The sequence below is a fragment of the Rubrivirga litoralis genome (genome assembly GCF_031846415.1).
Lineage (GTDB): Bacteria > Bacteroidota > Rhodothermia > Rhodothermales > Rubricoccaceae > Rubrivirga > Rubrivirga litoralis.
On sequence record NZ_JAVRHT010000001.1, the window covers coordinates 338838 to 359247 of the forward strand.

The 20410-nt window shown below is 71.7% G+C and carries 19 protein-coding genes and 1 tRNA gene; 8 read left to right on the plus strand and 12 right to left on the minus strand.

All coding sequences use genetic code 11. The features are described from left to right. Positions 1–158: 158 nt before the first annotated feature. The 10 genes from ppdK to RM540_RS01450 form a co-directional block, all read right to left on the minus strand. Positions 159–2927 (minus strand): pyruvate, phosphate dikinase, encoded by a 2769-nt coding sequence (ppdK, locus tag RM540_RS01405; RefSeq protein ID WP_311661455.1) that lies wholly within the window; start codon positions 2925–2927, stop codon positions 159–161. Between the two features lie 177 nt (positions 2928–3104). Continuing rightward, a tRNA-Ser gene (locus RM540_RS01410) sits at positions 3105–3193 on the minus strand. A gap of 514 nt (positions 3194–3707) precedes the next feature. Continuing rightward, entirely contained in the window at positions 3708–4631 is a 924-nt protein-coding gene (gene atpG, locus RM540_RS01415; RefSeq protein WP_311661457.1) for an ATP synthase F1 subunit gamma, read from the minus strand. A 93-nt stretch (positions 4632–4724) separates the two neighbouring features. Next, on the minus strand, positions 4725–6317 hold the full coding sequence (atpA, locus tag RM540_RS01420) for a F0F1 ATP synthase subunit alpha (RefSeq protein WP_311661459.1): 1593 nt from the start codon (positions 6315–6317) through the stop codon (positions 4725–4727). Positions 6318–6414: 97 nt separating this feature from the next. Further along, complete coding sequence (gene atpH / locus RM540_RS01425; protein ID WP_311661460.1) at positions 6415–6966, minus strand: ATP synthase F1 subunit delta; 552 nt, start codon at positions 6964–6966, stop codon at positions 6415–6417. 80 nt (positions 6967–7046) lie between these two features. Then, entirely contained in the window at positions 7047–7550 is a 504-nt protein-coding gene (gene atpF, locus RM540_RS01430; RefSeq protein WP_311661461.1) for a F0F1 ATP synthase subunit B, read from the minus strand. 117 nt (positions 7551–7667) lie between these two features. After that, positions 7668–7895, minus strand: a complete 228-nt coding sequence (atpE, locus tag RM540_RS01435; protein ID WP_311661462.1) for an ATP synthase F0 subunit C — start codon at positions 7893–7895, stop codon at positions 7668–7670. A gap of 60 nt (positions 7896–7955) precedes the next feature. Then, positions 7956–9278 carry a F0F1 ATP synthase subunit A gene (atpB, locus tag RM540_RS01440; RefSeq protein WP_311661464.1) on the minus strand — a complete coding sequence of 441 codons (1323 nt, stop codon included), beginning with the start codon at positions 9276–9278 and terminating at the stop codon, positions 7956–7958. Between the two features lie 5 nt (positions 9279–9283). Beyond that, positions 9284–9583, minus strand: coding sequence for an ATP synthase subunit I (locus RM540_RS01445; RefSeq protein WP_311661466.1), 300 nt, complete (start codon positions 9581–9583; stop codon positions 9284–9286). A 136-nt stretch (positions 9584–9719) separates the two neighbouring features. Then, positions 9720–10097, minus strand: a complete 378-nt coding sequence (locus tag RM540_RS01450; RefSeq protein ID WP_311661468.1) for an AtpZ/AtpI family protein — start codon at positions 10095–10097, stop codon at positions 9720–9722. 361 nt (positions 10098–10458) lie between these two features. Between RM540_RS01450 and rpsT the strand changes: the two genes are divergently transcribed. Both rpsT and RM540_RS01460 read left to right on the plus strand, forming a co-directional pair. After that, on the plus strand, positions 10459–10713 hold the full coding sequence (gene rpsT, locus RM540_RS01455) for a 30S ribosomal protein S20 (protein ID WP_311661470.1): 255 nt from the start codon (positions 10459–10461) through the stop codon (positions 10711–10713). Between the two features lie 311 nt (positions 10714–11024). Continuing rightward, a complete protein-coding gene (locus RM540_RS01460) occupies positions 11025–12611 on the plus strand; it encodes a PKD domain-containing protein (RefSeq protein ID WP_311661471.1) in 1587 nt (528 codons plus the stop codon). Between the two features lie 375 nt (positions 12612–12986). Here the strand turns inward: RM540_RS01460 and RM540_RS01465 are convergent, their stop codons facing one another. Then, positions 12987–13712, minus strand: coding sequence for an SDR family oxidoreductase (locus RM540_RS01465; protein ID WP_311661473.1), 726 nt, complete (start codon positions 13710–13712; stop codon positions 12987–12989). Positions 13713–13888: 176 nt separating this feature from the next. Here RM540_RS01465 and RM540_RS01470 point away from each other — a divergent pair, with 176 nt between their 5' ends. The 4 genes from RM540_RS01470 (at position 13889) to RM540_RS01485 (ending at position 18225) form a co-directional block, all read left to right on the plus strand. Further along, positions 13889–14620, plus strand: a complete 732-nt coding sequence (locus RM540_RS01470; RefSeq protein WP_311661474.1) for a TrmH family RNA methyltransferase — start codon at positions 13889–13891, stop codon at positions 14618–14620. A gap of 109 nt (positions 14621–14729) precedes the next feature. Continuing rightward, entirely contained in the window at positions 14730–15137 is a 408-nt protein-coding gene (locus RM540_RS01475) for a carboxypeptidase regulatory-like domain-containing protein (protein ID WP_311661476.1), read from the plus strand. 41 nt (positions 15138–15178) lie between these two features. After that, complete coding sequence (locus RM540_RS01480) at positions 15179–16834, plus strand: NFACT family protein (protein ID WP_311661478.1); 1656 nt, start codon at positions 15179–15181, stop codon at positions 16832–16834. Positions 16835–17343: 509 nt separating this feature from the next. After that, entirely contained in the window at positions 17344–18225 is an 882-nt protein-coding gene (locus RM540_RS01485) for an undecaprenyl-diphosphate phosphatase (protein ID WP_311661480.1), read from the plus strand. 477 nt (positions 18226–18702) lie between these two features. Here RM540_RS01485 and RM540_RS01490 read toward each other — a convergent pair whose 3' ends face one another. Further along, positions 18703–19410: a hypothetical protein gene (locus RM540_RS01490; protein WP_311661482.1), complete on the minus strand. Its 708-nt coding sequence runs from the start codon at positions 19408–19410 to the stop codon at positions 18703–18705. 183 nt (positions 19411–19593) lie between these two features. On the opposite strand from RM540_RS01490, the gene RM540_RS01495 reads away from it, so the two are divergent. Together RM540_RS01495 and RM540_RS01500 are read left to right on the plus strand one after the other, a co-directional pair. Then, on the plus strand, positions 19594–20007 hold the full coding sequence (locus tag RM540_RS01495) for a helix-turn-helix domain-containing protein (RefSeq protein ID WP_311661484.1): 414 nt from the start codon (positions 19594–19596) through the stop codon (positions 20005–20007). A gap of 62 nt (positions 20008–20069) precedes the next feature. Next, positions 20070–20410 (plus strand): phospholipase D-like domain-containing protein (locus RM540_RS01500; RefSeq protein ID WP_311661486.1); only part of this gene is annotated, 341 nt, incomplete at its 3' end.

Sequence of the window (20410 nt, forward strand, 5' to 3'; positions counted from 1 at the left end):
GTGGGGCGGGGGGAGGGAGAAGATAGCGGCGGCCTCGGCCGCGCTCCGCCCTCAACGGCCCCGCCCCGCTCCGTCGTGCGGCGGGAGGCTCGTCGGCCGCCGCCCCGCTCCACGGGCGGGGCGGTCGCTCGGGCAAAGCAGCCTCACGGGCGGGGCGGTCAGGCCTCGGCCAGGGCGGGGCGGGCCTCTTCCTCGGTCTCGCGGTCGTCGCCGTCTGCAAGCGCCGCGTGGGCCGCGGCGAGGCGCGCGACCGGGACCCGGTACGGCGAGCAGCTCACGTAGTCCAGCCCGGCGCGGTGGAAAAAGGCGACCGACGCCGGGTCGCCCCCGTGCTCGCCGCACACGCCCACCTTGAGGGCGGGGCGGGCCGCCCGGCCGCGGTCGGTCCCCAGGCGCACGAGCTCGCCCACGCCCTCCTGGTCCAGCGTCTGGAACGGGTCGTCCGAGAGCACGCCGCGGTCGACGTAGGCTGAGAGGAACCGGCCGGCGTCGTCGCGCGAGAGCCCGAACGTGGTCTGCGTGAGGTCGTTCGTCCCGAACGAAAAGAACTCGGCGTGCTCGGCGATCTCGCCGGCCGTGAGGCACGCGCGCGGGAGCTCGAGCATGGTCCCGACGAGAAAGTCGATCGCCCCGCCCCGCTCCGAAAACACGTCGTCGGCGACCGCGCGCACGACGGCCTCCTGGTCGGCCAGCTCGGCGGCGACGGACACGAGCGGGACCATGATCTCGGGCTGCACGTCGACGCCGTCGGCGGCGCAGTCGGCGGCGGCCTCGAACACGGCCCGCGCCTGCATCTGCGTGATCTCGGGGTAGAGCAGCCCCAGCCGGCAGCCCCGGAGCCCGAGCATCGGGTTGCTCTCCTGCAACCGCTCGACCTGGCGGAGCAGCGCCCGCGCCGTGTCGGACGCATCGAGGAGCCGGTCCATCTCGGCCAGCGTCTCGGCCCCCTTCAGCGCCATCTTCAGCTCGGCCACCTCGCCGGTCAGCTCCAGGAGGTCGGGGAGGAACTCGTGGAGCGGCGGATCGAGCAGGCGGACCGTGACGGGCAGCCCGTCCATCGCCCGGAAGATGCCGTCGAAGTCGGCCCGCTGGAGCGGGAGCAGCCGGCGCAGCGCGGCCTCGCGGGCGCCCGACCCGTCGGCCAGGATCATCTCGCGGACGGCCGCCAGCCGCTCGTCGCCGAAGAACATGTGCTCGGTCCGGCACAGGCCGATCCCCTCGGCCCCGAACTCCCGGGCCTGCGCCGCGTCCTCGGCCGTGTCCGCGTTCGCGCGGACGCCCAGGCGGCGCGCGTCGTCGGCCCAGCCCATGAGCGTGTGGAAGTCGTCGCCCAGCGTGGGCTCGACGGTCGGGACTTGGCCCAGGAGCACGCGGCCCGTCGCGCCGTCGACCGTCAGCCAGTCGCCGGCGACGACCGTGTGGCCGCCCGCCGTCAGCCGGCCCTGGGCCGCGTCGATGCGGAGCGCGTCGGCGCCGGCCACGCACGGCGTGCCCATGCCGCGGGCCACGACGGCGGCGTGGCTCGTCATGCCGCCGCGGGCCGTCACCACGGCCTGCGCGGCGACGAGCCCGTCGAAGTCGTCGGGGCTCGTCTCCTGGCGGATGAGGATGACCGCCCCGCCCTCGGCGGCCGCGGCCTCGGCGGCGTCCGACGTGAACACGGCCCGGCCGGTCGCCGCGCCCGGGCTCGCCGGCAGCCCCTCGACCAAGACCTCGACCTCGGCCTCGGGGTCGACCGTCGGGTGGAGGAGGGCGTCGAGCGCGCCCGGCGCCACGCGCCGCACGGCCTCCGCGCGGTCGATGACGCCCTCGTTCACCAAGTCCACCGCCACGCGCACGGCCGCCGCCCCGCTCCGCTTGGCCGTCCGCGTCTGGAGCAGCCACAGCGTCCCCCGCTCGACCGTGAACTCGACGTCCTGGACGTCGCTGTAGGCCGCTTCGAGGCGGCCGGCGATCTCGCGGAATTCCTCGTAGGTCTCGGGGAGGTCGTCGGCCATGCCGGCGATGGGCTTGGGCGTCCGCGTCCCGGCCACGACGTCCTCGCCCTGAGCGTTCAGGAGGTACTCGCCGTACAGCTCGTTCTCGCCCGTCGACGGGTCGCGCGTAAAGGCCACGCCGGTGCCAGAGTCCCAGCCCATGTTCCCGAACACCATCGCCTGCACCGTCACGCCCGTCCCGATGTCGTCGGCGATCCGGTGGACGCGGCGGTAGGCTCGGGCGCGGTCATTGTCCCAGGACCGGAAGACGGCAGCGATGGCCTGGCGCAGCTGCTCCTCGGGGTCGTCCGGGAACGGCGTCCCGTGCTGGTCCCCGAACACGAGCCGCTTGCTCCGGGCGACGACGTCGCGGAGCTGGTCCGGCGAGAGGTCCGTGTCGCGCCCGCCCTTGGTCTGGGCCTTGGCCCGGTCCAGCACGCGCTCGAAGCGGGCGCCGTCGAGGCCCATCACCACCTCGCCGAACATGGCCACAAACCGGCGGTAGGCATCGAAGGCGAACCGCTCGTCGCCGGTCTGCGCCGCGAGCCCGGCCGCGGTCTCGTCGTTCAGGCCCAGGTTGAGGACCGTGTCCATCATGCCGGGCATCGACACGGCGGCGCCGGAGCGGACCGAGAGCAGGAGCGGGTTCTCGGGGTCCCCGAACCGCTTCCCCGTCGCCTCCTCGATGCCGTGGAGCGCCTCGCGCGTCTGGCTCCACAGCCCCTCGGGGAAGACGGACCCGTGGCGGCGGTAGGCGAGGCACGCTTCGGTCGTGACCGTGAGGCCGGGTGGCACGGGGAGCCCGGCCGCCGTCATCGCCGCGAGTCCGGCGCCCTTGCCGCCGAGCAGCGCCTTGGCCTCGCCCTTCTCTTCGGGCGTGTCGCCCACGGGGGCGTCGTCGAACGAGTAGACCCAGCGGTGGGCGCGGTCGGTGGGGTCGGGGGTGAGCATGGGCGGGGCGGGGAGGAGCAGGGGCGTTGTCTGGACCCCGTTCACTCCGCCCCGCCCGCGAATGTTCGCCGGCAACGAAACATGGGGCGGATCCCGGGGCGCACCTGCGCCGCCCGTCCCACCCCGCCCGGGCACCACAAAAAGCCCCGACGCCAGGGACGGCGTCGGGGCTCGGTGCGGAGAGGGGGGGATTCGAACCCCCGGTACCCCGTGAAGGGCACGCCGCTTTAGCAAAGCGGTGGTTTCAGCCACTCACCCACCTCTCCAGAGGGGTCCGCGGGGCGGGGCGCCCAAGCTAGGGGCGGGGCGGGGCGGGGGCAACCGGCGGCCGGTGAACGTCTGGGGGAGGGAAGAGGGCTCGCTGCGCTCGCGGAACGGGAAAGAGGGAAGGGCGGGCGGGGCGGCGTGTTGCGTCGAGAGGGCCGCCCCGCCCCCGCCATGCGGCGTCGCTCCGGGCGGGGTGGCGGACGGTGGCGGCGCCCGTTAGGACCCGTGGCACCCGTGGGGACACGACGTGTCGCGTCCGACGCGGGTGGATCCAAGATCCAAAGGGCGGGGCGGTCCCATGCGGCACTTCAGCCGAAGGCCGTCACCCCGCTTGTTGTGACCGCCCCGCCCCCCGGACACCGCGGCCCGATGGCGTTGCTACGACGACCACCCCGCCCACGGCTCGGGCGGGGCGGCTGCATCGTGCCCCTGATGCGGGCGGGGTGGTTGCACCTTCGCTGCCCGCTGCCCGCTGCCCGCTGCCCGCTGCCCGCTGCCCGCTGCCCGCTGCCCCTACCCCGCCGTCATCGCCTCGGCGCCCGACGAGATCTCGATGATCTCGGTCGTGATCGCCGCCTGGCGGGCGCGGTTGTACGTCAGCTTGAGGTCCTTGAGGAGCTCGCCGGCGTTGGTGGTGGCGTTGTCCATCGCCACCATGCGGGCGCCCTGCTCCGACGCGTTCGACTCCAGGAGCGCGCGCCAGAGCTGGTACTGGAGGTACTCGGGGATCAGGCGCTCCAGGAGCACCTCGGCCGAGGGCTCGAAGATGTACTCGACCTCGTCGGCCTCGCCGGCCGCCGTGTCGAGGTCAGCGGCCTCCTCCATGACCGGCGTGAAAAAGGCCTCGGCCGGGATCGGCAGGAGCTGCTCGGCGATCCGGTTCTGCGTGATCGTGTTCTTGAACTCGTTGTAGACCACCTCGACCACGTCCCACTCGCCCGCGAGGTAGCCCTCGACGGCGAGGTCCGTGATCTCGCCCGCGCGCGGGAAGCGGAGGTCGTTGAACAAGCCCTGGAAGTCGCCGACGAGCGTGAACCCGCGCTTGCCGAAGTACTCGTGCGCCTTGCGTCCGACGGCCACGATGCGGAGCCGGCCGGCGTCGCGCTGGGCGGCGAACCGCTCGGCGATCGTGGCCTCGGCCACCTTCAGGATGTTCGTGTTGAACGCCCCGGCCAGCCCGCGGTCGCTCGTGACGACGATGAGGAGCGCGCCCTCGACCTCGTCGCGGGCCTCGAAGAGCGGGTGCGAGGTCACGTCCAGCCGCTGCCGGAGGTGCCCGATCATCTCGCGGATCTTGAACGCGTAGGGCCGGGTCGAGAAGATCCGCTCCTGCGCCCGGCGCAGCTTGGCCGCCGCCACCATCTTCATGGCGCGCGTGATCTGCTGCGTGTTCTTGACCGACCCGATCCGGGTGCGGATGTCGCGGAGGCTCGCCATGAGGGATGGGGAGGGATAAGGGATGGGAGAGGGCTGAGGGATCGGGGCGGGGTGGTCTGCCCATCCCTCGATCCCCTACCCCTCCATCCCTCCTTACGCCGCGTAGCGGGCGGTGAGGTCGGCGGCCTCCTGCTCAAAGGCGGCCGTGCCTTCGGGCGTGAGCTTGCCCGACAGGCGGACCGAGGCCAGCGCCTCGGCGTGCTTGAGGCGGAGCGCCTCGCGGAACTCGCGCTCGAACTCGCGCACGCGCGGGACCGGCACGGCGTCGATCAGGCCCTGACCGGCCACGTAGATGATGGCGATCTGCTCCTCGACCGGGACCGGCTCGTACTGGCCCTGCTTGAGGACCTCGACGAGGCGGGCGCCGCGGTTGAGCTGGCGCTGCGTGGCCGGGTCGAGGTCGGACCCGAACTTGGCGAACGCCTCGAGCTCGCGGTACTGGGCGAGGTCGAGCCGGAGCGTGCCCGACACCTTCTTCATCGCCTTCACCTGCGCGTTGCCGCCCACGCGGCTCACCGAGATGCCGACGTTGATGGCGGGGCGGACGCCGGAGTTGAACAGGTTCGACTCCAGGAAGATCTGCCCGTCCGTGATCGAGATCACGTTGGTCGGGATGTACGCCGAGACGTCGCCGGCCTGCGTCTCGATGACGGGGAGCGCGGTCAGCGAGCCGCCGCCCTGGACGAGGCCCCGGAGCGACTCTGGGAGGTCGTTCATGTCGCGGGCGATCTCGTCGTCGGCCGTGACCTTGGCGGCGCGCTCCAGGAGGCGGCTGTGGAGGTAGAACACGTCGCCGGGGTAGGCCTCGCGGCCCGGCGGTCGGCGGAGCAGGAGCGACACCTCGCGGTAGGCGACGGCCTGCTTCGAGAGGTCGTCGTAGATGCAGAGCGCGTGGCGGCCCGTGTCGCGGAAGAACTCGCCGATGCAGGCGCCCGCGAACGGCGCGATAAACTGGAGCGGGGCGGGCGTCGACGCCGGCGCGTTCACGATGACGGTGTACTCCATGGCCCCGTAGCGCTCGAGCGCCGCCTGGAGCGTGGCGACCGTCGACGCCTTCTGACCGATCGCGACGTAGATGCAGTAGACCGGCTTGTCGCCCGTCTCGTGCGTCCGCTTCTGGTTGAGGATGGCGTCGATGAGGACGGCCGTCTTGCCCGTCTGGCGGTCGCCGATGACGAGCTCGCGCTGGCCGCGCCCGATCGGGACCATCGCGTCGATGGCCTTGATGCCGGTCTGGAGCGGCTCCGTCACGGGCTCGCGGTAGATGACGCCGGGCGCCTTGCGCTCGATGGGCATCTCGTAGAGCTCGCCGGAGATCGGCCCCTTCCCGTCGAGCGGGTTGCCGAGCGGGTCGACCACGCGGCCGAGCATGCCCTCGCCGACGCGGATCGACGCGATCCGCCCGGTCCGCCGCGCCTCGTGGCCCTCCTTGACGTGCTCGGCGTCGCCGAAGAGCACGGCGCCCACGTTGTCCTCCTCCAGGTTGAGGACCATGCCGGTGACGCCGGACGCCGGGAACTCGATGAGCTCGCCGGCCTGGACGTTGGAGAGCCCGTAGAGCCGGGCGATCCCGTCGCCCACCTGGAGCACGGTGCCGACCTCGTAGACGTCGGTCGAGGCGTCGAACCCGCCGAGCTCCTCGCGGAGCACGGCGGTCACTTCATCGGGGCGGATCGCAGTTGCCATGGTCGGTGGGAGTCAGGAGGTCGGTGAGTCAGTAAAGTCGGTGCGCGGGCGGGGCGGGGTGGTGCCGGGGCCGCCGCGGGAGCCACCCCGCCCCGCCCTAGTTCAGCGAGACGGCGGCGCGCTCGGCGAGCTGCTCGCGGAGCGTCTCGAGCTGGTGGCGGACGCTCCGGTCGTAGACCACGTCGCCCACGCGGACCACGAGGCCGCCGATCAGGCTGGGGTCGATGTCGACGCGCATGCGGACCGTCGCGTCGGCGCGCGCCTCCAAAGCCGTCTGGAGGCGGTCGCGCTCCTCGGCCGACATCGGCTTCGCCGTGCGGACCGTGGCCTCGACGGTCCCCGTGCGCTCGTCGCGGAGGGCGCGGTAGGCGTCGAGGATGGACGGGATCTGGCCGTCGCGCTGATTCTGGACGAGGAGGTTCAGGAACCGGACCGAGAGGTCGGAAAGCTTGTCGCCGAACAGGCTCTGGAGCACGGCCTCCTTTTTCGCCTGCGGAACGACCGGGCTGGTCAGCGCGAGCCGGAGCTCGCGCGAGCCGTCGAGCGTCTCGGTAAGGAGCGCCACGTCGGCGTCGACGGCCGCGAGCGTGCCGGTCTGCTGGGCCTCTTCAGTGAGGGCCTGCGCGTAGCGACGGGAGACGGCGTCCATGGGGCGGGGTGGTTCGGGGTTCCAAGGTCCAGGACTTAGGGGGAGGAACCTCCCATCCCCAAACCTGAAAACGCGGATCCCTAGTTTGTCGGCAGGTCGGCGATAAACTGGTCGACGAGCCCACGCTGCTCGGTCGCATCAATCTTCTGCCGGAGGATCTTCTCGGCGGCGCCGACGGCGAGCGCGGCGACCTCGGAGCGGAGTTCGGAGAGCGCCTGGTCTTTCTGGAGCTCGATGTCGGCCGTCGCCCGGTCTCGCTCGGCGGCGAGCTCGGTGCGGAGCTCGGTGCGGGCCGCCTCGCGCTGGCGGTCGGCCTCGTCGCGGGCGTCGCGGAGGATGGCCTGGGCCTGGGCCTCCGCCTCGCGGCGGGCGGCCTCGTTGTCGGCCTGGAGCTGCTTGGCTTCGGCGAGCGCGCGCTCGGCGCGCGTCATCGACTCCTCAATCGTGCTCTCTCGCTCCTCGAGCGCCGACGTGATTGGACCCCAGGCGAACTTGCCCAGCACGAGCAGGAGCAAAACGAAGGCGATGGCCAGCCAGATGGCGAGGCCGAAGTTGGCGGAGAGGAGGCTGGCGGCGACGAGCATCGGAGGGCGGGGTGGTCCCGGAAGGCGGGCGGGGTGGGACGGCGGCGCGCCCCGCCCCGCCCCCGAAGAGGTCTGCGGCGGGGCGCGCCGGACGTGTGTCCCGGGCGATCGCGGCGGTTACTTGATCGCCATGAGGATGCAGACGATCAGGCCGAAGAACGTGGCGCCCTCGATCAGGGCGGCGGCGATGATCATCGTGGTCCGGATGTCGCCGGCCGCTTCGGGCTGGCGGGCCGAGCCTTCGAGGGCGGCGCCGGCGAGGCGGCCGATGCCGAGGGCGGCGCCGAGGACGCAGAGGCCGGCGCCGAGGCCGGCGGCGAGGTAACCAAGCGAGAAGGGATCCATAATGCGGGTAGGGTGGGGGGTGATCTAGAGGAGGGCGCCGCGCGCCCAGAGGGAGGGGCGTTAGGCCATCACGGCTTCGGAACCGACCGTCCGGTCGTGCTCCTTGTGATGGGCCTGGCCGTTCGACTCGGACACGGCGGCGCCGTGGGGCGTCAGGCCGTGGTCCTCGGCGTGGTCGTGGTCGTGTTCGTGCTCGGCCGTCGCCATCCCGATAAAGAGGGCGCTCAGGATCGTGAACACGTAGGCCTGAATAAAGGCGACGAGCAGCTCGAGGGCGTAGACGAACAGCGTCAGCCCGATCGCGGGGACCGAGGTGGCGTAGCCGGCCGTGGCGCTCATCCCGCCGACGATGAAGATGAGCCCGATGAGGTTGAGGATCACGAGGTGCCCCGCCGTCATGTTGGCGAAGAGCCGGACGGCGAGGGCGAACGGCTTCGTGAACAGCCCCATGATCTCGATGGGGACCAGGATCGGCTTCACGAACCACGGGATGCCGGGGGGCCACAGGATGTGCATCCAGTAGTCCTTGGTCCCCGCAAGCTGCGTGACGAAGAAGGTGAAGAGGGCCAGGACCGCCGTGACCGTGATGTTCGCCGTCGCCGTGGCCCCGAAGGGGACGAGCCCGGCGAGGTTGGCGACGAGGATGAAGAAGAAGACCGTCAGCAGGTACGGGAGGTACTTGTAGGTCTTCGCGCCCAGGTTCGGCCGCGCGATCTCGTCGCGGACGTAGATCACGAGGGTCTCGAGCATGTTCTGGAGCAGCCCGCGCGGTGCGCTCGTCCGCCCGACGCCCTTCTTGTACTTCCCAGCGAGTGGGAGGAACAGGAGGAGCAGGATGACGATGGTCAGCAAGATGAACACGAGGTGCCGCGAGATCGAGAGGTCGATGAGGATCTCCGCCCCGCCCGCCGCCTCGATCGGCGCGTCGTAGGCGGCCTCGGGCTCAGCCGTCTCACCCAGGATCTCCTCGGCGTTCGTCTCGCTAAGCTCTTCGACCGTCAGGCCGTTCGGGTCCGGGCGCTCCTCGGCGATCTCCTGAGCGAGCGCGTCCTCGGCGTAGGGGTCAGCGGCGTGGGCGGCCGGACTGTGCGCGCCGTCGCCGTCGCCATGGGCGCCGATGACGTAGCGGCCGGAGAGGACGGCGGCCGTCGACGACCCGAAGGCGTCGAACCCGAGCGACCCGTCGGCACGACGAACGAGGAACAGGCGCGGCAGCTCGAGCTTCCCCCCGCGTCCGATGGGGAGGGGCGAGAAGTCGAGGTAGTACCCGTCCGACGTGTGGTGGACGGCGTCGAGCTCACCGTCCTCGCCGGCGGCGGAGGCCGGGGAGGCGCTCCCGGCGAAGGCCACGAGCGCGAGGGCAAAAAAGGCGACGGTCCGCATGGGGGCTAGGCCTCGGGTCGGGGGCGGTCGGTGCGACCAAAGACGAGGGCGACCTCAGCGGCCAGCCCAACGAGGAATAGGAGCCCGAGCCCGCCGACGAACGCGCCCCGGTGCACGGGGACGGTGGCCAGCACGAGGGCGAAGGCGACGAGCACGAGGGCCATCCGCACCGCCATCCCGCCGAGGACGAGTTGGATCGCCCGCTGCGAGTCGAGGGTCGCCGCCCTCCGCGCCGTCCACGCCGCAGCGCCCGCGTTTGCCGCGCCCAGCAGGGCGCCGATCAGCAGGCTAGAGGCGGGGGTCATCGGGGGTCCGGGAGGCGGCGCGGGAGCGAACGGCGGCCAAGCTAGCCGGGCGTGTGCCGAGGGTCCCCTAAGCCGGGGTGAAGATGGCACAAATCGGCCCGTGGGGCGGGTTCCGTGACCGGCTCCACCCCGCCCGCTACTTTGACGCCTCACGTGCGATCCGGAGCACGAGGAAGACGACGCCCACCATACCTAAGGCGGCGCCCGCGACGACGCCCCACGGCGAGGTGCCAAGCCAACGGTCGGCGAGGACGCCGAGTCCGACGAAGAGGGCCATCGACCCGCCGATCTGGGCGCCCAGCCCGAGGTACGGACCGGCCCCCCGCATCCCCTCGCCGTACGCGTCGTGAACGGTGCCAGGCGTGGCGGCCGCCGGCCGGTACGCGTCTGAGGGCGGGGCGGCGTATCCCTCGTCCTCGGGCTCTTTGTCGGCCCACTTGGCCTTCCACGCGCGGTCGTCGCGCTCCCAGCGGTCGGGCTTGTCGGCGTAGGGGTCGTTGGGCGGGGTGGCCATGGCGGGAGGGGAGGGGCCGGCGATGTTACTGCTGTGGGTGCGCTCCCCGTTCTCGGGAGAGGTTACAGGCGTGGCGCTGGCCGAAGCCTGCGGAGACCGAACTCTGCGGTAGCATGTGCCGTGTGGCGGTCCCGTCCCGTGTGGGAGGGGGCTGAGTCGTTGTCGCTGGTCCTCTGCAGTGGAAGACGAACGCAGCGGGGCGGCGGCTCGGACTTGAGCAGGCGGGTCCCATACGGCATGGCCCCGCTGGCGCGCGTCCTTCTTTCGCTGCATATGCATACGAGCGCCGGCGCAACCTTCTAACTTGGCCGGCTGACCCCCTCCACCTGGGGGCTCCACGTGAGTTCCTCCCGCCGCCGTCATGCCCCAGCACAAGTCCGCCGCGAAGCGCGTCCGCCAGGACGCCAAGCGCCGCCTCCGCAACCGCTACCAGAAGGTCCGCCTTCGGACGCTCGTCAAGGAAATTCAGTCCGAGACGGATCCGGCCGATGCCCAGGCGAAGCTGAATGCGGCGAAGGCCCAAATCGACCGGCTCGCGGGGCGCCGCGTGGTCCATCCGAACACGGCGGCGCGCGTCAAAAGCCAGCTCGAGCGTCACGTCCAGACGCTCGGCTAGCGGTCTGTAGGGGCGCTGGCTGGGAGCGCAGTGGAACACGCCCGTCGCACGACCTGTTACGCGGCTGTTCCCGTCTGCACCTCTTCCCTCCCCATTCGCCCCCCTTTTACAACGGCCCGCACCCCCCGGGTCGTATCGATGCGCATCGAGCCCTTAGGTTGTCCCCCGCCATGCACGATCGGGCCAACGCAAAGACTCGAAAGTGCTAGATCGGGCGGATCGGTCCAGCGGGAATCGCGTGGCCTCGCTCGCATCACACTCTGCTGACTCCGGTCACAGGTCCCCCCCCCATCACCCCCCACCCCCTCTCCATGAGCCAGTTTAGACTGGAGAAGACCATGTCCTTGCGTCTCTCTGCCCTCCTCCTCTTCGGAATGGCCTCCCTGTACGCGAGTGTCGCGCAGGCCCAGGTCGTCCGCCCCAGCAACTCCGTCTACATCCTCCTCCGTGGAGGCGTGGCTACGTACTACGGCGACATTGACGGCAACCCTCCCGACGACCCGAGCGGCTCTGAGCTTCAGCCGTTCGATGCCTTTGAAGATCTCGGCTACAGCGTCGGCGGTGAGCTCGGCTACCTGTTCAGCGACAACCTCTCGTTCGGAATCGCCGGTCTCTACCAGAGCGTGCCGACTCTCGACGACGATTTCCAGAACCCGGGCCGGACGTTCAACGATGGCAAGGACGCGATTCAGCTCCAGGCCCTCTTCCGCTACATGCCGTTCGCGACCGCACGCGTTTCGCCGTTCGTCGAGCTCGGCGGCGCGGTCGTTTGGGGTCAGGGCACGGAGAACGAGCGGAACGCAGGGAACGCTGATGAGGACGTTATCGGGTACGGCCCGGTGGTCGGCCTCGGCTTCGACATCGCGCTCTCGCCGCGGCTCTCGCTGTTCATCGCCGACCAGGCGACGCTCGTGTTCCCGGACGTGGCCCTCGACGGTGCCGATCCGGGTGCGTTCGGCGTCCAGGCTGACAACGCTGACTTCGACATCATCAACACCCTCGGTGGTGGGTTCAAGTTCGCGTTCAAGGCGCCGTTCACGGCCGCCGAGATCGAGAGCCTCCAGTGCCCGGGTGAGCTGACGACGGGCCAGACCGGCTCGTTCATGGTCATGACGAACGAGGACGCCACGATGCCCGTCACGACGACGTGGCAGTGGGGCGACGGGACGAGCGGGTCCGGCATGACGGCCTCGCACGCCTACAACGCGCCCGGCACGTACACCGTGACGGCGATGACGATGAACCGCGGCGGTGAGGACTCGGAGTCCTGCCTCGTGACGGTCGTCGAGCCCCCGATCCCGCCGACGCTCGCGGGTTGCCGCGCCACGCCGAGCCAGGTCAACGCTGGCGAGGAGGTGACGGTCGACGCGACGGCGACGGACGCCGACGACGTTCTGGTCGATTTCGGTGACGGCACCACGGCGACGGCCCTCCCGGCCCGCCACGCCTACGCTGACACCGGCTCGTACACGGTCACCATCACGGCGACCAACCAGTACGGCACCGACGTCTGCACCATCCCGGTGACCGTCGGCGACGCGTACTGCTCCAACATCACCGAGCTCAACCCGGTGTTCTTCGGTTACAGCGAGTCCACGCTGTCGGCCGACGCCCGTGAGCGGCTCGATGAGAACATCGAGATCCTCCGTCGCTGCCCGGAGATCTGCGTCACCATCAACGCCTACTCCGACGGTCAGGAGGGCGATGCGATGCGGATCTCGCAGGCTCGCGCTGACGCGGTCCTCGCCTACTACGTCGCTCAGGGGGTCGATACCGACCGTCTCCGCGCCGTGGGCCGTGGCGTCGATCCGGACGCGAACCCGAAGGAGGACGTTGGGCCTGGCGACAGCCGCGCCCGTCGCGCCGACTCGATCCCGTCGTCCTGCGCCGGGTTCTAAATCGGACGTGACTCGCTAGGCCTCGGCCTAGCCTGAGCCCGTGCTCCGACAGGAGGGCGGCCTGCCACCCGGCAGGCCGCCCTCTTCGCGTTGGAGGAGCCTCGCCGCCCGCGCGCTCCGCGCGGATCGACGTCGCAGACCGCCCCGCCCGGAGTGGCCCGTGTGTCTGCTCGTCGGGAGTGGGCGGGGCGGAGAGGGCGCGCAGCGCAGGCCCGTGTCGCCGCCCCGCCCGCGGCGCCGTTGCTGGGCGGGGCGGTGGGCTCTTCCGCGCGGTCGTTCCTCGGCGGCGCCTACACAAAACCGCCCCGCCCCCAGAGATGAGGGCGGGGCGGTTCGTGGTGCGGTCGCTGCGGGCGGGGCGGACGCCCCCGCCGTCTACTTGCGCCCGACCATCGGACGCAGGACCACCTCGGAGATCAGCGTGCTGTGGGGCGCCTGGAGGACGTGGAGCACCGTCGCCGCAATCGATTCGGGGCTCATCGCGTCGGGGTTTGGGTCCTTGTCGTCGCCGCCGAAGGCCGTGTCGACGGAGCCGGGATAGAGGCAGCTCACCTTGATCCCGTGCGGACGGAGCTCCTTCATGATGGCGTCCGAGAAGCCGCGGAGGCCGTGCTTGCTCGCGTTGTACGCGCTCAGTTGCGGGTTGCCGATGAGCCCGGCGATGGACGCCACGTTGACGACGAAGCCGGCCGTCTCGTCCCGGCCCCGCTCCTCGCCTTGCCGCTTCATGTGGGGAACGGCCGCGCGCGTGCAGTAGAAGACGCCCGAGAGGTTCGTGTCGATCTGGACCTGCCAGTCGTCGACCGCGAGCGCGTCGACGTCGCCGAAGCGGCCGAGGCCGGCGTTGTTGACGAGCACGTCGAGGCGGCCGGCGTCCTCGGCTGCGCCGTCGATGGCGCGCCGGACGGCCTCGGCGTCGGTCACGTCGCAGACGACGGGGGAAAAGCGGTCGCCGAGCGTCTGCGAGATCTGCTCCAGGTCATCCGTAGACCGAGCGAGGCCGTAAACGTGGGCGCCGGCGTCGGCGAGGAGGCGGGCGGTGGCGAGGCCGATGCCCCGGCTGGCGCCGGTGACGACGGCGGCGGTGTCGTGGAGATGCATGGGGTATGGGATAGAGGGCGGAGACCCGTACGAAACCGAGCGCGCGGGGATCACCGCCCCGCCCTCGCTGAGTTGACCCGGCCCAGCGGCTCCTGCTTCCCCTTCCTTATTCCCTCGGTCCCATTCCCGCGCGTTCCTCCACCCCGCCCTTTTTCGACCTCGCCGACACGGTCCGCGTGGGCGGGGCGGCGTACCCGGCCGAGACCGTCCTCCGCACTCTGGACCCGTACCTCACGGACGAGCGGCGCGCGCGGATCGCGGCCGTGGCCGCCGCGCGTGCGTTCGGAGTCGTGCCCGTTCTCGAAGGGCTGGTCGACCCGGGCAACGTGAACGCCGTCTTGCGGAGCGCCGAGGGGTTGGGGTTCGGGGCCGCTCACGTGGTCGGGCTGGAGGGCGAGGCCGCCGCGCTCGCGGCCCAAGTCGAGGCCGGCGACGAGCCGACGGTCGAGGACCGCCGCGCAGCCCGCCGCTCGAGCCAGGGCGCCGACAAGTGGGTCGAGGTCCGGTCGTGGAGCGACCCGGCCGCCTACGTCGCCTGGGTCCACGGGCGGGGCGGGCGTGTGGCGGTCACGGCCCTTCGCGGCGACGCGCTGCCCATCGACGCGTGGGACTTTTCGCGGCCGACGGCGCTCGTGGTCGGGAACGAGCACGCGGGCGCGAGTCCGGCCATGCTCGACGCCGCCGACGCCGCGCTGCTGCTCCCGCTCGACGGGTTCGTCCAGAGCTACAACGTGTCCGTCGCCGCGGCCCTCGCCCTCTACCACGCCCGCGCCGACCGCCTCGGGCGGGGCGGCCACGCTGACCTGGACGGCCCGCAGCAGCGGCGTCTCCGCGCGCACTACGTCGCCCGCGCCGTGCCGCTCGCGGCGGCCCTTCTCGCCGAGCACGCCCGCCGGGAAGACACGTAGGGAGCCGCCCCGCCCAGCCGCACGCTCCAGCGCGTGAGGGCGGGCGTTCACACGAGGGCGCCGCCCCGCCCGTTCGGCGTAGACTGCTGCCCCCGCTCCTCCACCGGCCATGCGCGTCCTCCCCGCCCTCGCTCTCTTTCTGATTCTCGCGGCCCCGGCCGCCGCGCAGTCGGACGGCTCCGCCCCGCCCGCTCCCGGCGTCGTCGCAGGCGGGACGGTCGAGGGCGTCGTGACGAACGCCGAGACGGGGCAGCCCGTCGCCGGTGCCGGTGTGGTGATTCCCGCCCTCGGGATCGGGGCGATGACGGACCGCGAGGGCCGCTACGCGATCGCCGACGTGCCGCCCGGCGAGCACGCCGTCCGCGCCGGAGCCTTCACCTACCACATGACAGACTACGCGGTGACGGTGGCTGAGGGCGGGGCGGTGCGGCTCGACGCCCCGCTCGCGCCGGGCGCCGGCGCGGGGTGCGCCGCCGTCCACCCAGGCGACCACGGCGAGGCGGACACGGCGCCCTAGCCGCCCCGCCCGCCCGCGCTCGCCGCGGGCGATCTTGCGGCGTGGACTACTTCACCCTCCGCGCTCTCGCCCATGAGTGGGACGCCGCCCTGGCGGGGTGGCGCCTCGACGCGGCCTGGACGCAGAGCCCGAACGAGCTGAGCCTCGGGCTGGAGCGCGGCGGCGACCGGCGGACGGTCCGCGTCGTCTGTGACCCGGCGCTCCCGCTCCTTTTCCAGACCGAGGGCGGCGGGCGGCAGCGCCGGAACACGGCCGACGTGTTCCCTGACCTGGACGGCGCCGTCGTCGCCGGCGTCCGCACGGCGCACCTCGACCGGCACGTCGTGTTCGAGACCGAGGGCGGGGCGGCGCTCCAGGTGCTCCTGTTCGGGAGCCGACCGACCGTGCTCTGGATAGAGAACGGGCGCGTCCGCGACGCCTTCCTCCATGCGACGGACTGGGAGGGCGAGGAGGCTCAGGCCCCACGCGCTGCGCCGGACCCGACCACGCCCGAGGCCGTCCGCGCCCGGTGGCGGGCGGACCGCAAGACGGTCGAGCAGGCCGCGCGCCGGGCCGCCCCGCTCCTCCCGCCCGCCCTCGCCGCCGACGCCGCGCGCCGCGCCGGCCTCGACCCGTCCGCCCCGCCCGCCGACCTCGCGGACGGCGAGGTGGAGCGGCTGGCCGAGGCGCTCGCCGCCGTCCGCGCCGAGGTCGAACCGCCCCGCCCGACGGTCCTGTGGCGGGGCGATCTGGCCGAGGCGCTCCTCCCCGCCCCGCCCGCGCATGTCGGGGCGGGGTGGCGGGCCGAGCCGTTCGAGACGGCCGACGCGGCCGCGCGCGTCTACGCCAAGCGGGCGCTCGGGCAGCGGCGGTTTCAGGCGCTCTACCGACCCGTCGCGGCGGCGCTGGAGCGGGCGCACGGCCGCCGCGCACGCAGCGCGGACGCCATGCTGGAGGAGCTGTCGCAGCCCAGCCGCGCCGACCGCTACGAAACGTGGGGCCACCTGCTCATGGCGCAGGCGGCCGGCGACGGGCCGGGCCGCGAGGCCGCCACGCTCCCGGACATCGTGGGCGGGGCGGGCGAGCCGGTCGAGATCCCGCTGGACCCGGCGCTCTCGGCCGTCGAGAACGCCGAGCGCTACTACGACAAGGCCCGCCGCACGCGCCGCGCCCGCGACGAGGCCGAATCGAGGTGGGCCGACGTCCAGGCCGAGGCCGACGCCTCGGGCGATCTCCTCGACCGGCTCCGCGCCCTCGACCGCGTGCCCGACCTCGAAGCGTTCCTGTCCAGCGAGGCCGCCGCGCTCGCGCCGTTCGCCGGGCGGGGCGGAACGCAAGGCGGCGGCGGGGAGCCGGCCGAGCCGTTCCGGCGGGTCCCGCTGCCGGGCGGGTTCGAGGCGCTCGTCGGCAAGCACGCGCGCGGCAACGCGCACCTCACGACGCGCGTGGCCAGCCCGCACGACCTGTGGCTCCACGCGCGCGGCGTCCCTGGCAGCCACGTCGTCGTGCGCCGGGCGGGGCGGTCGACCGAGGTGCCGCCGGCGACGATCCGCGCGGCGGCTCGGCTCGCGGCGTGGTTCTCGACGGCCAAGACGCAGACGGTCGTGCCCGTCACGGTGACGGAGCGGAAGTACGTGCGCCCGGTCAAGGGCGGCCCGCCGGGCCTCGTCCGCGTTGACCGCGAAGACGTCCTCGACGTGACGCCGGCGCGGCCGTGAAAGGGGGAAAGGGGAAAGGGGAAAGGGGAAAGGGGAAAGGGGAAAGGGGAAAGGGGAGCGCGGGCGGAGTGGTGCCCATTTTGTTCCGCCCCGCCCGTGGACGGTCTCGTAGGGGTGACCGGCGGTGGCCCTCGGGGGCGGGGCGGTCGTGCAGCCGCCCCGCCCGACGACGGGCACCTGTAGGGACACGACTCGTCGTGTCCGACGCGGGCGGGGCGGCCCAGTCAACGTGGAGGTGGACCCGAGGCGGCGGCAGTCCCCCTCCTGGCCACCGCGTAGCGTCGGCGCAACCAAAAGGGGTTAGGACCCAAAGGGCGAGGTGGTTGTGACGAGGGCGGGGCGGCCGAACAGGCACCGCCCCGCCCGTGGCCGCCCCGCCCGTGGCGCGGGCGGGGTGGGGGCACTCTGCCCGCTGCCCGGCGAAGACCCTGCGACCGGCGGTGCGTTGTTCACCTGCCGAGTAGCTTGGCGGTCCGTCCCCCACCCCGCCCGCAAGGGTCTGCTCGCTCATGTCCTGGTGGCAAGCTGCCGTTCTCGGCCTCGTCCAGGGGCTCGCCGAGTTCCTTCCGATCTCCTCGTCCGGCCACCTCGTGCTCGGCGAGTACGTGCTCGGCCTCGACACGGCGGGCGCGGGCGACATCACGTTCGAGGTGTTCGTCCACTTCGGGACGGCGCTCTCGATCCTGACCGTCTACCGGGCGCGGATCGGGCGCATCCTCCGCGACGCCGTCGGCGCGCTCGCCCGCCCCGCCCTGTGGGCCGAGGCATTCCAGGCGGGGCGGATCGAGCGCGCCCGCGGCGACGAGCTGAGCTACGACGCGCCCGAGGCCTCGGGCGGGCCGGTCCCGTCGCTCCGCCTCGCGCTCTACGTCCTCGTCACGATGGTGCCGACGTTCATCGGCTACCTCCTGTTCGAGGAGCCGCTCGAGGCGCTTTTCGGTGACCCCCGGTTCGTGTGCGGCGCGCTCATCGTGACCGGCGTCCTGCTGCTGCTCACGCGGCTCCGGCCCGACCCCGACGGCATGCTCTCGCCGGGGAAGGCGGTTCTCGTCGGCATCGCGCAGACGTGCGCGCTCATCCCCGGCATCTCGCGGAGCGGCTCGACGATCTGCACGGCCATCTACCTCAACGTGGACCGGAAGGAGGCCGCCGACTTCTCGTTCCTCATGCTGCTCCCCGTCGTGCTCGGCGCGACGCTGCTCAAGACGCTCGACATGCTCGAGGTCGGGATGACGACCGGCGTGGTGCCGCTCGCGGTCGGAACGCTCGTCGCGTTCGTGTCGGGCGTGTTCGCGATCCGAGCGGTCCAGGTGCTCGTGCAGCGGCAGTCGCTCCAGTACTTCGCGTACTACTGCTTCGCCGTCGGCGGGCTCGGGCTGGTGTTCATCTAGGGGCGGGGCGCGTCAGGACGCTCCTTTTGCAGCCCGAGGACCTGGACCGCCCGGATCGCGAACACGCCCTCTGCGGAGCGAGGTCACACCTGAGGTCACAGTCAAGGTCACACCCTGGCTGGGCCTATGACGGCCCATTTCCGGCGTGAAGGGGAGAGAAGCCAATGAAGGAAGGAACGGCATCAAGGGCCGAAAGGGCGGCTGATGCTTGGGACTCCAACCTATGGCAGACCCGGTGCCCTCGGTCTGATTCGCCTGATACCTCCCCGGAATGGCACGTTTCGAGAGAGCAGGAGTACTAGAGGGAAGCGGACCACAGAGCGGAAGGAATCGGCCCGGCCATGAGGGCAATCCGCCGAGGCGACGCCCTCGAAGGGGGGGTATGACCCAACGTGTGGGGGGACCTATTGGGACTCCGGTACCCTGGACATGTAATACAGAGAGGGCCGGGAGACGAGGCCCGCCAAAAACGAGGCCTCACCGCAGGGTCAGAGCGGGCGCCCCGCGTCGGACTCGCCAACGACGGACCGCCACTGCAACGCCCCACAGGGCACCCGTCAGGCCGAGCGCGAACGCCACGCCCAGAACGATTACCAGGATCTGGTGCCTCCGCTCTTCGACCTGCCGGGGCGACTGGTCTAGGAGCCCCTGGATGCCCGCGAGCAGGTCCCCGGACTCTAGGGCCTCGGTGCGGTAGACCCCGGCGGCGTAGGCGAGGGCGGCCCGGTCTGGGTCGGTGTAGAGGTCCGGGTTGCCCTGCATGGTCTCCACATGCCGGACGAATACGGCAAGAGACGGCACCAATGGGAGGAGCCCGAGGGCCTGAAGGTCCGCCGTAGGCTCCGCCCCGGGGGCTCCCGAGGTCGTCGCCGTCGCGGCGTCGAGGGCGGCTTGAACCCTGGTCGGCAACGGGTCCTCCGCTCGCGTTCGGAACAGGTCGAGGGCGCGATCCTCCGCCCACTGGATGACGGTCGCGTCTGAGGGGTAGGGACCGTACCGCTCTGTGAGTTCGTCCCCGTAGTCCTTGCGGACCTGTGTCGTGAGGTCGTCGTCGGTCTGGGCGTAGAACGCGGCCGGGTTGTACCGGCGGCTCATTGGGTACGACGTGCCCCGCACGGCCTCCGCTTGGTGCTCCCCGATCTGGCGGTCCATCTCCGCGAAGATGACATCCAGCGGGGTGTCCATCGTGTACCCGAGGTCGGGGTTCGCCTGGACGAAGGCGAGGGCCGCAGCGAGAGCGGGGTCTGTGGCTTCTAGGTTCTGTCGGGCCAACCCTCGGGTCGTCGGGTTGTACTGGAGTCCAGCTTGCCCGGCCCCTGTGGGTTCAGTGGCGATGGCCCCGGCGTTCGGGTACGTGGGCTCTAGCTCGTGAGGCCCAAGCTCCGATTGGGCGGAGGCGAGGGCGGGGAGGCCTATGAGGACGAGCGAGGCAAAAGATCGGAGCACGGGCGGGGCGGGCGGGTCCCGCATACCATCGGCTACAAACGCATACTTCAGTATGTAGCCGACAACAGGACTCCCCCTCAGCTTGGTGAGGTGACAGGAGCCCCGATCAAACAGGAGGATGCGGCCTCCGCCTTCGGGCGGTCGCTCCTCCGTGCCCGCCGTGAGAAGGGGATGAGCCAAGAGGCCTTAGCTGAAGCTGCTGACATCCACCGGACGTTCGTGTCATTCCTGGAGCGTGGCCTCAAACAACCGACGCTCACGACGCTCCTGAGGTTGTCGCGGGCGTTGGGCGTTCCGGCCTCGCGGTTTGTGGACGAGGTGGACCGGGAGGTCTGAGCGGGGTGTTAAGCGGTTAGGGGGCGCCTCCGATACGAAGGCCCCATGACCTTGCTTCGCCCGTGGCCCGCTTCCTCACGACCAAAGGCTCCCTCTTCGAGATCGAGAACGTGATCCAGCGGGCGAGACGACGGCTCACCATCATCACCCCCTTCGTCCAGGTCTCCGACGACTTCGCCCGAAGGCTCCGTGACGCGGACGAACAGGACATCGAGATCCGCCTCGTCTGCCGTGTGGGGTCGCTGGCAGAGAAGCAGAAGGCGGCCCTCGCGGAGTACCGGAACCTCTCGATCTACGACGACGCGAAGCTGCACGCCAAGTGCTTCGTGAACGAGAGTGGGCTCGTGCTCACCTCGCTCAACTTCTATGAAGCCAGCGAGCAGAACAACGAGATGGGCGTATA

What these genes read in the sequence shown, in the direction of transcription:
- ppdK (WP_311661455.1), bottom strand. Translation starts at nt 2,927, where the DNA reads ATGCTCACCCCCGACCCCACCGACCGCGCCCACCGCTGGGTCTACTCG.
- atpG (WP_311661457.1), bottom strand. Translation starts at nt 4,631, where the DNA reads ATGGCGAGCCTCCGCGACATCCGCACCCGGATCGGGTCGGTCAAGAAC.
- atpA (WP_311661459.1), bottom strand. Translation starts at nt 6,317, where the DNA reads ATGGCAACTGCGATCCGCCCCGATGAAGTGACCGCCGTGCTCCGCGAG.
- atpH (WP_311661460.1), bottom strand. Translation starts at nt 6,966, where the DNA reads ATGGACGCCGTCTCCCGTCGCTACGCGCAGGCCCTCACTGAAGAGGCC.
- atpF (WP_311661461.1), bottom strand. Translation starts at nt 7,550, where the DNA reads ATGCTCGTCGCCGCCAGCCTCCTCTCCGCCAACTTCGGCCTCGCCATC.
- atpE (WP_311661462.1), bottom strand. Translation starts at nt 7,895, where the DNA reads ATGGATCCCTTCTCGCTTGGTTACCTCGCCGCCGGCCTCGGCGCCGGC.
- atpB (WP_311661464.1), bottom strand. Translation starts at nt 9,278, where the DNA reads ATGCGGACCGTCGCCTTTTTTGCCCTCGCGCTCGTGGCCTTCGCCGGG.
- RM540_RS01445 (WP_311661466.1), bottom strand. Translation starts at nt 9,583, where the DNA reads ATGACCCCCGCCTCTAGCCTGCTGATCGGCGCCCTGCTGGGCGCGGCA.
- RM540_RS01450 (WP_311661468.1), bottom strand. Translation starts at nt 10,097, where the DNA reads ATGGCCACCCCGCCCAACGACCCCTACGCCGACAAGCCCGACCGCTGG.
- rpsT (WP_311661470.1), top strand. Translation starts at nt 10,459, where the DNA reads ATGCCCCAGCACAAGTCCGCCGCGAAGCGCGTCCGCCAGGACGCCAAG.
- RM540_RS01460 (WP_311661471.1), top strand. Translation starts at nt 11,025, where the DNA reads ATGAGCCAGTTTAGACTGGAGAAGACCATGTCCTTGCGTCTCTCTGCC.
- RM540_RS01465 (WP_311661473.1), bottom strand. Translation starts at nt 13,712, where the DNA reads ATGCATCTCCACGACACCGCCGCCGTCGTCACCGGCGCCAGCCGGGGC.
- RM540_RS01475 (WP_311661476.1), top strand. Translation starts at nt 14,730, where the DNA reads ATGCGCGTCCTCCCCGCCCTCGCTCTCTTTCTGATTCTCGCGGCCCCG.
- RM540_RS01485 (WP_311661480.1), top strand. Translation starts at nt 17,344, where the DNA reads ATGTCCTGGTGGCAAGCTGCCGTTCTCGGCCTCGTCCAGGGGCTCGCC.
- RM540_RS01490 (WP_311661482.1), bottom strand. Translation starts at nt 19,410, where the DNA reads ATGGACACCCCGCTGGATGTCATCTTCGCGGAGATGGACCGCCAGATC.